This window comes from Methylobacterium sp. GXS13 (genome assembly GCF_001455965.1).
Classification (GTDB): Bacteria; Pseudomonadota; Alphaproteobacteria; order Rhizobiales; family Beijerinckiaceae; genus Methylobacterium.
On record NZ_LKKO01000013.1, the window covers coordinates 22001 to 35242 of the forward strand.

General features: G+C 68.5%; 12 protein-coding genes. 8 read left to right on the forward strand and 4 right to left on the reverse strand.

Translation table 11 applies throughout. From position 1 onward, the window contains the following. Positions 1 to 175 precede the first annotated feature (175 nt). Together AO398_RS28080 and AO398_RS04105 are read right to left on the reverse strand one after the other, a co-directional pair. Complete coding sequence (locus AO398_RS28080) at positions 176 to 1078, reverse strand: hypothetical protein (RefSeq protein ID WP_152997403.1); 903 nt, start codon at positions 1076 to 1078, stop codon at positions 176 to 178. Positions 1079 to 1521: 443 nt separating this feature from the next. Further along, the gene (locus tag AO398_RS04105) at positions 1522 to 2424 is read right to left on the reverse strand and encodes a YihY/virulence factor BrkB family protein (RefSeq protein WP_058190760.1); all 903 of its coding nucleotides are present in this window, start codon (positions 2422 to 2424) and stop codon (positions 1522 to 1524) included. 185 nt (positions 2425 to 2609) lie between these two features. Between AO398_RS04105 and AO398_RS04110 the strand changes: the two genes are divergently transcribed. The 4 genes from AO398_RS04110 (at position 2610) to AO398_RS04125 (ending at position 7440) form a co-directional block, all read left to right on the forward strand. Next, complete coding sequence (locus AO398_RS04110) at positions 2610 to 3500, forward strand: DMT family transporter (RefSeq protein WP_058190844.1); 891 nt, start codon at positions 2610 to 2612, stop codon at positions 3498 to 3500. Positions 3501 to 3598: 98 nt separating this feature from the next. Continuing rightward, positions 3599 to 5149 carry an FAD-dependent oxidoreductase gene (locus AO398_RS04115; protein ID WP_058190761.1) on the forward strand — a complete coding sequence of 517 codons (1551 nt, stop codon included), beginning with the start codon at positions 3599 to 3601 and terminating at the stop codon, positions 5147 to 5149. 193 nt (positions 5150 to 5342) lie between these two features. Beyond that, on the forward strand, positions 5343 to 5549 hold the full coding sequence (locus AO398_RS04120) for a hypothetical protein (RefSeq protein ID WP_058190762.1): 207 nt from the start codon (positions 5343 to 5345) through the stop codon (positions 5547 to 5549). A gap of 208 nt (positions 5550 to 5757) precedes the next feature. Continuing rightward, positions 5758 to 7440 (forward strand): acyl-CoA dehydrogenase family protein, encoded by a 1683-nt coding sequence (locus AO398_RS04125; RefSeq protein ID WP_058190763.1) that lies wholly within the window; start codon positions 5758 to 5760, stop codon positions 7438 to 7440. Positions 7441 to 7513: 73 nt separating this feature from the next. On the opposite strand, the gene AO398_RS04130 is transcribed toward AO398_RS04125, so the two are convergent. After that, on the reverse strand, positions 7514 to 7693 hold the full coding sequence (locus AO398_RS04130) for a hypothetical protein (RefSeq protein WP_058190764.1): 180 nt from the start codon (positions 7691 to 7693) through the stop codon (positions 7514 to 7516). Between the two features lie 113 nt (positions 7694 to 7806). Then, entirely contained in the window at positions 7807 to 9075 is a 1269-nt protein-coding gene (locus AO398_RS04135) for a glycosyltransferase family 4 protein (protein WP_058190765.1), read from the reverse strand. A 111-nt stretch (positions 9076 to 9186) separates the two neighbouring features. Here AO398_RS04135 and AO398_RS04140 point away from each other — a divergent pair, with 111 nt between their 5' ends. From AO398_RS04140 to AO398_RS04155, 4 genes are all read left to right on the forward strand, one after another. Continuing rightward, positions 9187 to 10440, forward strand: a complete 1254-nt coding sequence (locus AO398_RS04140; protein WP_058190766.1) for a glycosyltransferase — start codon at positions 9187 to 9189, stop codon at positions 10438 to 10440. A 316-nt stretch (positions 10441 to 10756) separates the two neighbouring features. Further along, positions 10757 to 11113 carry a phasin gene (locus tag AO398_RS04145; RefSeq protein ID WP_058190767.1) on the forward strand — a complete coding sequence of 119 codons (357 nt, stop codon included), beginning with the start codon at positions 10757 to 10759 and terminating at the stop codon, positions 11111 to 11113. 150 nt (positions 11114 to 11263) lie between these two features. Beyond that, positions 11264 to 11827 (forward strand): phasin family protein, encoded by a 564-nt coding sequence (locus tag AO398_RS28735; RefSeq protein ID WP_058190768.1) that lies wholly within the window; start codon positions 11264 to 11266, stop codon positions 11825 to 11827. 132 nt (positions 11828 to 11959) lie between these two features. After that, complete coding sequence (locus AO398_RS04155) at positions 11960 to 13228, forward strand: N-acetylmuramoyl-L-alanine amidase (protein ID WP_058190769.1); 1269 nt, start codon at positions 11960 to 11962, stop codon at positions 13226 to 13228. Positions 13229 to 13242: the final 14 nt, after the last annotated feature.

The window sequence follows — 13242 nt, forward strand, 5'->3', positions numbered from 1 at the left end:
GGCGCGCGGGAAGATCCCGGTGAGCGGTATGACCCGCCCCGAAGAGTCTCCTCCCTCACGCCAGCCCGCTCCCGGCAGGCGTGAGGGGGATCCATCGCTGAAAGACGGATGCGGAGCCCGGGCCGAGTGCCCGGACCCCGGATCTCGGTTTCGAAGGGCGTATGACCGAACCCGCTTACCGGATCGGCTGAGATGCAATCGGCTTGGCGTTCGGCGCGTTCGGGGCGATCGGGTAAATCACGAGGGCCACGTCATCGTACAGATGGACCGTGTAGACCGTAAGCCCTGGGTTTTTCCGCTCGAAGTCTTCGACGAATGCCTTGTCGTTTTCGACTCGTTTCGGGTTGGTTTCTGACCAGGTTGTGGTGCCTATGTCTTCGACGATCCCCGTGACCGGATCGCGGCCATAGATCGTCCGATTGTGCGAAATGTCTCTCGCCTTAAGCAGTTCAGGACCGCGAACGATCCGAGCCGTTCCATTCAAGACGGCCTGAGCCTTGGCGTCATTCGGGTCGTAGGGACCGGAATGGGACATGTGGCGTGCGACCCAATCTCGTGCTTTCTGGTCTGTCGTGGCGATTTCGTAGATGCCGAGCACGTTATTCCGCGCCAATCTTACCAAACTTTCATCGTCAAGGTAAATTTTTGGTTGGGTCGCAAAATCCGACGCCTTGTGAGATTCAATTTGTCTTGCCAAATATTTCGGAAGATCGGATGATAGCGCTTTGATATCGGAATCCGGATGTCTGGAGAAGGATTGTAGCTTCAATTGCAGGATATCTGCGTCGCTGGAATGAACGTTTCGAAAAACCACTGCGCTCGAATTCGCGTTTTGAGATGGGGTATCGGTTTTATAATCGGTCGGTGACGGGTCCAGCGTTCGTTCGCCCGTTTTGTCGGAGAAAGACATGAGAACATTCGCGACGGACACTGAGATCGTATAGGCGCTGCGCGGATCCGGCGACCGAAGGAGGGGATGTCCTTCTCCGTGGGCGCCTTTCGTCTGCGTCGCCGCATCGTTCTGAAGGGTGTTCAGGGCGATGATCGAGGACGATAATGCTCTGACGGTCGAACTCATCGTGGAAGTCCATATCTACATGAATCGGAATATGTACTATAATTTAGTATCCAGTACAAACGAATCAACTGCATAAGTCTTATCCGATGACACATGAAAGGCGCCCAAGGCCGCCGCGTCAAGATTAAACCTTCCGGGTTCGCGACAGTCCTCTTTGCGCGCGCGTACAGGCAGCGGCCCGCGACGCAGGCGGTAGCTCAAGGGAAGGCGGAACGGCCCGTTCGACGGCGCAACGGCCGTAGGTCGGGGCAGGGCCTCGTCGGTGCGCAGTGTCATGAGCAGCATCACCTGCCCGGCCGACGCCGACCCACGTCTCCGCCGGACCCATCGGGTTGCAGGACGGGTCCCGGATCTCGTTCAGCCGGTCGGGTGCCCCGCGGCGGGGGCCGCGACCCGGATGGACGAGCTCGAAACCGGCCGATCCGCCCGATCCGCGCCAATCCTTAGGTGCTCGATCCCGTCCATCTTCCTTCCATCTCGGCTCGGCGCGCCAGCATCTTCGCCTGCAGGCGGCTGCGGCGGGCGGCGATCACCGTGCCGTTGATCTCGCCCCCGAACAGGAACATGGCGGCCAGCCAGTAGAGGAACACCAGGAACACCATCGCGGTGGCCAGCCCCCCGTAGGTCGACGCGTAGGCGTTCGAGAAGCGGTCGAGATAATAGCCGAAGCCGAGGCCGGCGAAGAACCACAGGATCAGCGTCACCCCGATCCCCGGCAGCACCGACAGGATCGAGCGCCGGCCGGCGGCGACGAACTTGTGGGCGATCACCAGCACGACGGTGAGCAGCAGCGCCGTGACGGCGATCCGCCCGATCGCCACCGTGAGGCTCAAGGGCTCCAGCCCGGGCGCGACCAGCACGACGTTGCGCCAGATCAGCGGTCCCAACACCACGAGCAGCGCGAAGGCCAGCATCGCGAAGGCGCCGCAGATCACGTAGCCGATCGATTCGAGCCGGGTCAGCCACCACGGCCGGCTCTCCCGCAGCCCATAGGCCCGATTCAGGCCGACCCTCAGGCTCTCGACCCCCGAGGAGGAGAAGTAGAGGGCGAACAGTGCGCCGAGCGTCAGCACGCCGCTGCGCTGCTCGGTCAGCACCCGATGGACCTCGCCGACGATCGGCTTGGCGATCTCCCGGGGCCAGGCGTCGAAGATCAGCACCCCGGCCTCGTCGGCGAGCGACTGCGTGCCGAACAGGCCGGCGAGCGCGGCCAGCAGGATCAGGAATGGGAACAGGGAGGTCAGGGTCGAGAGCGCGATGTGGCTGGCAATCGCCCAGCCGTCATGGGCGACGAAGCGCTGCGCCGCGAGGCCCGCGACCTGGAATCCGTTGCGGAGAGAGTTCACGGGTGTCCAACGATCCTCGTGCCGGCCCGCCGATGAAGGGCGCCCGGGCCGGCCCGTCAACGCCGCTGAGCCGGTCCGGTCCCGTTCGCTGACCGGTGACGCGCCACGGCCACGCCGAATCGACCGGATCCTGGTACGGAATCGCCGTTGCCATTTGCCCCCCGGCATGCTCCGTCCGCGCCGTCATGCCCACCCTCTCAGGCAATTCCCCCCGCACCGCCAGCGCCCTGCCGGTGCTGTTCGTCCCGATCTGGGCGACCGGCTTCATCTCCGCCCGGGCCGTGATCCCGCACGCCGATCCGCTGGGCTTCACGGCGGTCCGGTTCACCGGGGTCGCCGTGCTGCTGGCTTTGATCGCGGCGGCCTCCCGGGTGCGTTGGCCCGGGACCCGGGCGGGCTGGCGCGATCCCATGGTGGCGGGCTTCCTGATGCAGGGGATCTACCTGTCGGGGGTGTTCTGGGCTGTGAGCCGGGGGCTCCCGGCCGGGATCGCCGCCCTGGTCGGCAGCCTCCAGCCGCTGCTGACGGCGCTCCTGGCGGGGCCGCTGCTCGGCGAGCGCGTCAGCGGCCGGCGGGCGCTGGGGATCCTGCTGGGTTTTGCCGGGGCCGGTCTGGTGCTCGCCCCCAAGCTCGGCGCCGCCGACCCGTCCGGGATCCCGCCGGTGGCCCTGGCGGTCAGCCTGGTGGCGGTCCTGGCCCTGACGCTCGGCACCCTCTGGCAGAAGCGCACCGGCGGCGGCGGCGACCTCCTGGTCAACGCGACGCTGCAATTCGTGGGCGGGATGGCCTGCGCGATCCCGCTGGCGCTGGCCTTCGGCCATGCGACGATCGACCCGGTGGCGCCGCTCTGGCTCGGGCTCGCCTGGGCGATCCTGGTGAACTCGGTGGCCGGGATCCTGCTGCTGCTGGCGCTCACCCGGCGGGGCGCGGTGGCGGGCGTCGCCGCCCTGTTCTTCCTGGTCCCGCCGGTCGCGGCCCTGTTGGGCTACCTGCTGTTCGGCGAGGTGCTGACCCTGGCCCAGGGTGCCGGGATGGCGGTGGCGGCGCTCGGCGTGGCGGTGGCGAGCCGCGCCTGAGCCGCCGGCCCTGCGACTGAAGGCCCGGAAACTCTTCCTCGATTCGCGGTTTGGTGCGCGGGCCACGATGGCTCGGGCCGCCACCGGGAGACGCGAGGATGGATCAGGACAAGCCTCGCGAGATCCGCCTCGCCCTCGAAGCGATCCCCCTCGGCGACAAGGCCGAGGGCAAGGCCGGCGAGGACGCGGTGCTGTTCGTGCGCGATGCCGACGGCGTGCGCGCCTTTCAGGCCAAGTGCCCGCATCTCGGAGCGCCGCTGGCCAAGGGCGAGATCTGCGGCGGCCGGCTTTACTGCCCGTGGCACAAGGCGGCCTTCGCGCTCGCCGACGGCAGCCTGGAGGAGCCGCCGGCCCTGGCGGCACTGACCCGCTATCCTGTTCGGATCGAGGGCGGCGAGGCGGTGGCGACGCTGACCCCCGAGCCTGCCCCGACCAAGCGGGCCGGGACGGCCGTCGGGAAAGTCCTGATCGTCGGCACCGGCGCGGCGGCGGCCGCCTGCGTGACCACGCTCCGGCGCGAGGGTTTTTCGGGCGCGATCACCATGGTTGGTCGCGAGCTCCCGCCACCTTACGACCGGACCAAGCTGTCCAAGCAGTTCCTGGCCAAGCCGACGCCCCCCGAGAAGACCCTGCTGGAGCCGGATTTCACCGCTGCGCACCATGTCGAGCGGATCGAGGCCGAGGCGACCCGGATCGAGCCGGCTGCCCGCAGCGTCACCCTTGCAGACGGGCGCGTGCTCACCGGCGACGCGCTGCTGATCGCCACGGGCAGCCGCGCGGTGGTGCCGGATTTCGAGGGGACGGACCTCGCGGGTGTCATGACGTTGCGCAGCCTCGACGACGCAGTGCGGTTGAGCGACGCGGCGGAGCACGGCAAGCGCGTGGTGGTGATCGGGGCCGGCTTCATCGGCCTGGAGGCGGCGGCCTTCCTGACCAAGCGCGGCCTGTCCGTGACGGTACTGTCCCGCGAGGCCGTGCCCTTCGCCAAGCGCTTCGGCGAGGCGGTGGGGACGGCGCTGAAGCGCTACCATGCTGGCAACGGCGTGACCTTCGTAACGGGACAGGTCGCGCGGATCGCCGGCAACGGATCCGTTGAGGCGGTCGAGACGGAGGACGGCGCGCGGCTGCCAGCCGACATCGTGCTGATCGGCGCCGGCGCCGCGCCGGAGACCGCGGTCGTCGCCGGGGTGGAGCCGGACGAGCACGGCGGCCTGCCGGTCGGTGCCGATCTGAAGCTCGCCGACGGCGTGTGGATCGCGGGCGACATCGCGGCCTTCCCGGAGCGCGGCAGCGGGCTCACCGCCCGGATCGAGCACTGGCGGCTGGCCCAGCAGCATGGGACCCACGCGGCCCAGGCGATCCTGGGTGCGACGGAGGCGTTCTCCGGCGTGCCGTTCTTCTGGAGCAACCAGGGCGACAAGCGCCTGGATTACGGCGGCTACGCGCCAGATTTCGACCGGCTCATCCTGCAGGGCGATCCGGAGGCCCTGGACTTCATCGCCTACTACGTCCGTGAGAACCGGGCCGTGGCCGCCTGCAGCATTGGGCGCAACCCGGCCTTCACCGCCTTCCTGCACCTGTTGGGCGAGGACAGGGTGCCGAGCCCGGAGGCGATCGAAGCCGGCGCGGATCTCCCCGCGCTGGTGTGACCCCCGGCTTCGCTGCGTGCCGTCTTCGCGCGCGGCGATGAGCCCCAGGACAGTACGCGGCCGATTGACGTAGCGGTACTGAGTCAAATCGTCGGGACGGGCGCCTTCATGTCGAAGGAACCAGTTCTGGCGGTCGATCCTTCAGTAAAACGCTGCCCGCCGTCAGAGAAGCTGGGCCATCCTGGGAGGCATCATGAATTCGATTGTCGTCGTCGCGCTGATCTGTGCCGCCTCCGTCCAGGCCCCGGATTGCTCGCGCGACACCGCTTTGGACGTGATCACCGGCCCGGCCCACACGCTTCAGGAATGCCTGATCCAGGGACCGGTGCTGGCTGCCAATTCCGGTTTCACGGGTGAGGGCGGCGCCTACGTGAAGACCCGCTGCGAGCAGAAGCGCTGAGCCGGACGCGTTCCAGACGAACAAGCCTACGGCTGATCAGTCTCCGGCGCGAGGCGCGGTCTGGGGCCAGACCGGCCTCGACTGCGAAGGACCGTACGTCGTTCCCTTCAACTTGAGTTCAAGACGCGACAAATGAAATCTGCTTCGGCCTTGGCGTCGGACGGGTTAGAAGTCACGATCCAATAAAACGCCACGCGAGCAAAAAATCATGTCCGCATCCCCCGCCATCCAGACCGAGCCGCAGGACGTCGTCAGCCTCACCAAGGCTGCTGGCGAGAGCGCGAAGGCCCTCGTGGCCGAGGCCACGCGCCGGGTGCGGACCCGCATCCTCGGCACGGATGGGCGGATCGATGCGGGCAAGCTTGAGGCTCAGCAGCATGCCGCCCACGGGCTGGCCTGGCTCGCGACCTACGCGGAGGCGGTGGCCGAACTCGGCGGCTATGCCGAGCGCCTGCAGGCGGAGGGACGGTTCGGCGAGACCGAGACGCTGCTCGTGCGGATCGGCGCCGGCGAGTATCTCGACCAGCTGTTCTCCGGCATCCCGATGAGCCAGGGCGAGATGGTCCGTCCGATCGGATCGCTCGGTCTCTCGGCCAAGGAGGTGGCGCAGTACCGCACCGACGCAATCGAGACGCTGATTGCCGAGGGCAACACCCCGGAGCACCGCGCCGCCCTGGTGGCGCTGATGCGCGAGGGCGGCGGCTCGGCCACCGTCGGTGCCTCAGGCCTCGACGAGGACATGGAGGCGATCCGGTCCGAGATGCGCCGCTTCGGCAAGGCCGAGGTGGTCGAGCAGGCGCATGAGTGGCACCTGAAGAACGAATACATCCCCATGGAGGTCGTCACCAAGATGGCCGAGCTGGGCGTGTTCGGCCTCACCATCCCGGAGGAATACGGCGGCATGGGTCTGCCCAAGACCGCCATGTGCGTGGTCTCGGAGGAGCTGTCCCGGGCCTATATCGGCGTCGGCTCGCTCGGCACCCGCTCGGAGATCGCCGCGGAGCTGATCCTGTGCGGCGGTACCGAGGAGCAGAAGCACCGCTTCCTGCCGAAGATCGCCAGCGGCGACATCCTGCCGACCGCCGTCTTCACCGAGCCGAACACGGGTTCGGACCTGGCCAGCCTGCGCACCAAAGCGGTGAAGGAGGGCGAGGTCTGGAAGATAACGGGCAACAAGACTTGGATCACCCATCCGGTCCGGGCCGACATCATGACCGTGCTGGTGCGGACCAAGCCCGAGGAGAAGGGCCATCGCGGCCTCTCGATGCTGATCGCCGAGAAGCCCCGGGGCACGGACGAAGAGCCGTTCCCAGTCCAGGGCCTGTCGGGCGGCGAGATCGAGGTGCTCGGCTACCGGGGCATGAAGGAGTACGAGCTGGCCTTCGAGGGGTTCGAGGTGCCCGGCGGCAACCTGCTCGGCGAGGTCGAGGGCAAGGGCTTCGCCCAGCTGATGCAGACCTTCGAGTCGGCCCGGATCCAGACCGCGGCCCGGGCCATCGGCGTCGCCCAGTCGGCCCTCGACGTGGGGCTGCGCTACGCCGAGGAGCGGGTCCAGTTCGGCAAGGCGCTGGTCAGCTTCCCGCGGGTGGCCGACAAGCTCGCCATGATGGCGGTGGAGATCAACATCGCCCGCCAGCTGACCTACTTCTCGGCCCGCGAGAAGGATGCCGGCAAGCGCTGCGACCTGGAGGCCGGAATGGCCAAGCTGCTGGGTGCCCGGGTCGCTTGGGCGGCTGCCGACAACGCGCTCCAGATCCACGGCGGCAACGGCTTCGCGCTGGAATACCCGGTCAGCCGGATCCTGTGCGATGCTCGCATCCTGTCGATCTTCGAGGGCGCCGCGGAGATCCAGGCTCAGGTCATTGCCCGGCGGCTGCTCGAAGCCGCCTGACGGATCAGGAACTGAAAGGCTCGGGGGCTCTGCCCCCGAACCCCGCCAAAGGGCTGAGCCCTTTGGGAACCCGCTACTTCGTGATCTTGACCGAGACCGGGTCGCTCGAAGGGAACGTCTCCTCAAGGGCGTCGTCGAGGCGCTCGTCCATCTTCTCCTGCTTGTTGGCGGGATTAGCCTTGTCGTCCGGCTTGGCGCTGCCCTGCTGGAAGCCGGGCTTGGTCTCGTTCTTCAGCTTGTGGTCGTCGGCCATGTCTGTCGCTCGTCCGTGACGGGTGCACGCTCGGTGCCTGTGCGCGTCAACGCGACGGAGCCCGGGTGTTTCCGGTTCTTTCGATCGCAAAGGGTGTCAATCGGGCTGTCGCGTCAGGCCGTCACCACCGCCCGGCCGGCCGATAGCCGCGCCGCCCGGCCTGGCGCAGACGCCTCACGCATCACGGTGTCGTAGACGCTGGTCAGCCGATCGAGATGGACCTCCGGGGTCAGGGGCGCGGTCCAGTAGCGGGCATGCGCTGCCCGAGCCATCCGGCCGGCGAGGGAGTCGTCGGACAGGCGGCGGAGATGGGCGGCGAGCGCATCGGGATCGCCCGAGCGGAACCAGAAGCCGGTTTCGCCGTCGACCACCGCTTCCCGGCCCGCGCAGGCATCGCTGACGACCACCGGGGTGCCGCAGGCGAGCGCCTCGTAGACGGTAAGCGGCTGACCCTCGTACCAGACGCTCGGGAACACCAGCGCCCGGGCTTCTCGCATCAACGCCTGCACGGTGGCGGGAGAGGGCCAGCCCAGCATCACCGCCTCGGGATACCGGGCGGCGAGGTCGGCCCGCTCCGAGCCATCGCCGACGAACACCGCCCGCACCCCGGCCCGCCGAGCCGCCTCGGCGAAGATCGGCGCGCCCTTCTCGGTGGAGATCCGGCCGACGAACAAAAAGTCGCCCGGCGGGCCTTCGTGGACGGGCGCCTGCGTGACAGCGATCGGGTTGTCGACCCGATGGAATATGGTGCCGCCGGGCATCAGCGGCCGGACCACGCTCTCCTGCAGGTCGCTGATCGTGACGACGTGGGAGAACAAGTCCGGCAGCCGGGCGACATGCGTGAGCCCGGCATGGCGGATCATCCGGGCGACCTTGCGCGGGTAGCTGCGCGCGTCGCACTTCGCCAGGATGCAGGACGCCGACATCGGCACCCGGTGGCAGATCTTCTGTTCGGGATAGGCGTAGAATCCCCCGGTCGGGCAGACCAGGAAGAACTCGTGCATCGTGTAGAGGCACGGCAGGCCGGAGGCCCGCAGGGCGGGGCCGATGGCGGGCGACAGCGCCTTGGCGAAGGCGTGGACGTGGACCAGCGTGTCGCGCGGATCGCAGGCCGCGAGTTCGGCCGCCAGCGCGCGGGCTGCCGACCCGTTCCAGATCGCCTGCGCCGCGAAAGCCAGTTTGCTCCGCGCCGTCGTGACATCGTCCTGATCCAGGCACACCACCCGGACGCCGGCGGCCTCCAGCCGGGGATCGACCGGACCCACCGCGGCGAACAGGCTGACGCGGAACCCGCGGGCGGCAAGCCCGAGGGCGGATTCGATCGCGACCTTGGCTTGGCCACCGTTGATCGCGGCGTGATCCGCGACGAGGACGACGTGCACGTCAGAAATTCCGCCGCTCAAATCCGGGACGAAAACCTGTAACGGCTGCCGGTTGATCCTCCGTAAACCCGCCTTGACTTACCGTCGCAGCAGTTCCAGCCGGTATGGTCCATGCACGTCGTGATCCTCGCCGAATTTGCGACCGCCAGCGGCGGGGCCGAGAAGGTCGCCCTGGAATCGGCCCGGCTGCTGGCCGAGGCCGGCCTGGCGATCACCTATGTCCAGGCGATCCCGAGCCCGGTCGATCCCCTGCTGGACCACCCAAACATCCGGCGGATCGAACTCGGGCTGCCCGACATCTGGACCCTGGGCCGTATCAAGGCGGCGGCCACCGGGATCTGGCACGCGGCTGCGGCGCGTGCCCTCGAGGGAGTGCTACGCGAGTTGCCGGCGGCGCCGGACTGCCTCCACCTGCACCAGTGGACCCGCGCTCTGTCGCCGGCGATCTTCCCGGTCCTGTCCCGGCTCGGCGTGCCGGTGGTCGTCACCCTGCATGATTACGCCATGGCCTGTCCGAACGGGGTCTATTACCGGTTCGACCGGGGTGAGCCCTGCGGGCTGGCACCGCTAGGGCCCGCCTGCCTGGCCGCCCCCTGCGATCCTCACAGCCGGGTTCACAAGCTCGTGCGCGTCGCCCGCGCGGGGGCGCTCCGGCAAGCGCTTCATCGGCGCCCGCTCCATGTCGTCCATGTCTGCGACGCCAGCCGGCGGCGGCTCGGCGACCTGCTCGGCGGCTACGCCCTGACTCATCACCGCGTCGACAATCCGGTTCGGGTCGCGGACGGCCCGCCGGCCGATCCCGCCCGGGGCGATGCCATCGCGTATGTCGGGCGCCTGACCCGGGAGAAGGGGGCCGATCTCGTGGCTGACGCCGCCCGGGCTGCCGGGCTCCCCGCCTTGTTCATCGGCGCCGGACCCCTGGAGGCGGAGCTGCGCGCCCGGCCCGGCGTCGAGGTGATCGGCTGGCAGGCACCCGATACCGTCTCGACGCTGTTACGCAGCCGTGCCCGAGCCCTCACTGCCCCGTCGCGTTGGTACGAGACCGGGCCCCTCACCGTCTACGAGGCCCTGGCGGCCGGCATCCCTGTGGTCGTCTCCGAACGGTCCGGGGCCGCCGAGAAAGTCCGGGACGGGCGGACCGGCTTCGTGGTCACCCCTGACATCGAAGCGCTGACGGCCGCCTTCTCGGCCCTGCGGGACGATGTTCGCGTCGGAACCCTCGGAGCGAATGCCCGAGCCCGGTTCCGCGCGGCACCGATGACGCTCGCCACGCATGCCGCCGCGCTTCGGTCCCTCTATGCCGGACTGGCCGGCACAGCCCCTGGTGCGATGCACCATAGACGGGCCGACGCCAGACCGGCCTGAGGTCGGATTAGCAAGACTTCAGGACGCCCGCAGGCCTATAGACAGACGATCGGATTGATATAGAGAGGCGTTCGATCGGTGCGACCACGCCACGACGGGACGTGCAATGGTCGAGCTTTATCATCAGCGATTGCGTTGGTGTTGATGCGACGTGACGACTGAGCGTATACCGAAATCCGGCATTTTATCGGGCCTTTCATGGCCCTGCTCCTCGCCCGATTATGCACTTGACTTCTTGTTGCACTGCAACATATACGGACGCGTCACCGCGGACGCAGATCGGCGTCCCACCCGAGACAGCGTGCTGGAGACCCCGATGCAGACCCCGAACTTCGAGATCCCGAACGAGATGCGCGACTTCGCCGAGAAGAGCGTCGACCAGGCGCGCAACGCTGTCGGCACCATGATGGCGAACGCCATGAAGGCCGCCGAGCAGGCCCAGGTTTCGGGCCAGACCTTCCAGTCCACCATGACGGCGGCGGTCTCGAAGGGCTTCGAGCACGCACAGAACAACGCGAACGCGACCTTCGACTTCGCTCAGAAGCTGGCGCGCACCAAGGACCTGCGCGAGGCGTTCGAGCTGCAGTCCGAGTTCGTCCGCAGCCAGTTCGCTGCCCTCCAGGCCCAGGCCAAGGATTTCGGCGCCCTCGCCCAGCAGAACATCGCCCGCTGAAGACCGACCGGTCCGCCGCCGGCGGATCGATTGAGGCGGCGCTCGGCCCGGAGGGCCGGGCGTCGTTGAACACAACAAACTGAAGACGGTCTCTCCCTCCGGCCGCTGCTCCGTCAGGGAGCCCGACGCGGATGAGGAGGAGATCGCGCCATGAGCAAGCCGCGTCGACCGAAGGCGCCCCGTCCCCAATGGGATCCGAAGCCGGCTCCGGGTGCTGCGGATGGCATTGCGCTCCGCGCCGTCCCACCGCTCACCGACACGGCCATCCCGGACGCCGCCGTTTACAGGGCCCGCGAGGCGGTCGCGAGCCGGAATCCGGACGCCGCCAAGCCGGAAGCTCCCCCGGAGGCCCAGGTCCCGGTGGCCGCCCTGGTCCCACCCGTTACGATCCCACCCGTTACGATCCCGCCCGTCGCGCTTCCGTCCGACGCGCCGGTCGCGAAAGACGCCGGCCCCGCAGGCGTCGCCTCACCCAGCCGAGCCGGATTCGTGCCGGATCGCTCCGACAGCCTAGGCATCGGCTCGACGATCGCCCACTACATGCGTGGGGAGGGTGAAGCAGCCCTTGCACATCTGCGCGCCCTGTCGGACGCCGGCTCGCCCAGCGAACTGATGCGTCTGCAGATGGGCGAGGTCCAGCGCGCGGCCGATGCCTCGCTGACCTGCTGGAGCGACGTCATCCGCAAGGCGAGCCGCATCGTTGCGTTCCGCTGACGTACGATCGCCATGTTCAGGCTGTCGCATAGGGACGACACGCACGGCCGCATCGAACCGCACCGGGCAACCAACGATTAACCCTGTCGCTCCTATGCCTCATCGGAGGGCGCGGGAGATGAATCCGGACCGATGCCGAGCCGCGCGCACCTGATCCGTTCTGCCGTTCACGGCCTCTGCCTCGCTCTGACGTTGGCAGGTGCCCCGGTCGTCGCACAGAACGGCGACAAGCCGTCCGGACCTGCGCCCGCGATCGCCATCGGGGCGGATCTCGCGAGCCAGGCCGGCACCACGCGGCTCACCCTGACCCTGTCCCGGGCTGTCGATGCCCGCGGTTTCGTGATGGAGCGGCCCGACCGGGCGGTGATCGACCTGCCGGAGGTCAATTTCCAGCTCGATTCCGGGTCCGGGCGCCGCCGCGACGGCCTGGTCCAATCCTTCCGCTACGGCCTGTTCGCCCCCGGCCGCTCCCGGGTCGTGATCGACCTCGCCGCCCCGGCTACGATCGGGCGGATCGAGACCGTCACCCGAGCCCGGGACGGTGCCGTGCTGCTGACGATCCCGCTCCAGCGCGTCGAGCGCGAGGCGTTCCGCAAGGCGGCCGCCGCCAGCGATCCGGCCCCCGCCCAGGCCCGCAGCGCTGGCTCCGAACGCGCCGACCAGCGGCCGCTGATCATGGTCGATGCCGGGCATGGCGGGACCGATCCCGGGGCGATCGCGGTGGGCGGCGTGTTCGAGAAGGACATCGTGTTCGGCTACGCGCAGGCGCTGGTCGAGAAGCTGGAAGCGAGCGGCCGCTACCGGGTCCGGATGACCCGCGACCGGGACGTGTTCGTGCCGCTGGCCGACCGGGTACGCCTCGCCCGCGAGGCCAAGGCCGACCTGTTCGTGTCGATCCATGCCGATTCGATCTCGGCGGCGCCCCAGGTGCGCGGCGCCACGATCTACACCAACGCCGAGAAGGCCACCGACATCGAATCCGCCCGGCTCGCCGAGCGCGAGAACAAGGCCGATGCCGCGGCGGGGACCGATGCCGCCGAGGCGCCCCCGGACATCGCCGACATCCTGCAGGAGCTGACGCTGCGCGAGACCCGCGGCTTCTCGTCGGGCTTTGCCCGCACCCTGATGGGCCAGCTCGCCCCGGTCATGGAGATGAGCTCCAAGCCCCACCGGGAGGCGCGCTTCATGGTGCTGCGCTCCCCCGACGTGCCGAGCGTGCTGGTGGAACTCGGCTATCTCTCGAGCAAGCGCGACCTGGAGATGCTGCAATCGCCGGAGTGGCGCGCGGGTGTCACCGGCTCCATGGCCAAGGCGATCGATCTGTTCTTCGGCAACCGCGCGACGCTCAAGGTGCCGACGATCACCCGTCGATCGGCCGCCGTCGCCCCAGTTTTACCATAGAGTAAGTGTCGATA

Excerpts from the sequence above, each read along its gene's own strand:
- AO398_RS28080 (WP_152997403.1), bottom strand. The coding sequence starts at position 1,078 with ATGAGTTCGACCGTCAGAGCATTATCGTCCTCGATCATCGCCCTGAAC.
- AO398_RS04110 (WP_058190844.1), top strand. The coding sequence starts at position 2,610 with ATGCCCACCCTCTCAGGCAATTCCCCCCGCACCGCCAGCGCCCTGCCG.
- AO398_RS04115 (WP_058190761.1), top strand. The coding sequence starts at position 3,599 with ATGGATCAGGACAAGCCTCGCGAGATCCGCCTCGCCCTCGAAGCGATC.
- AO398_RS04120 (WP_058190762.1), top strand. The coding sequence starts at position 5,343 with ATGAATTCGATTGTCGTCGTCGCGCTGATCTGTGCCGCCTCCGTCCAG.
- AO398_RS04125 (WP_058190763.1), top strand. The coding sequence starts at position 5,758 with ATGTCCGCATCCCCCGCCATCCAGACCGAGCCGCAGGACGTCGTCAGC.
- AO398_RS04130 (WP_058190764.1), bottom strand. The coding sequence starts at position 7,693 with ATGGCCGACGACCACAAGCTGAAGAACGAGACCAAGCCCGGCTTCCAG.
- AO398_RS04140 (WP_058190766.1), top strand. The coding sequence starts at position 9,187 with ATGCACGTCGTGATCCTCGCCGAATTTGCGACCGCCAGCGGCGGGGCC.
- AO398_RS04145 (WP_058190767.1), top strand. The coding sequence starts at position 10,757 with ATGCAGACCCCGAACTTCGAGATCCCGAACGAGATGCGCGACTTCGCC.
- AO398_RS28735 (WP_058190768.1), top strand. The coding sequence starts at position 11,264 with ATGAGCAAGCCGCGTCGACCGAAGGCGCCCCGTCCCCAATGGGATCCG.
- AO398_RS04155 (WP_058190769.1), top strand. The coding sequence starts at position 11,960 with ATGCCGAGCCGCGCGCACCTGATCCGTTCTGCCGTTCACGGCCTCTGC.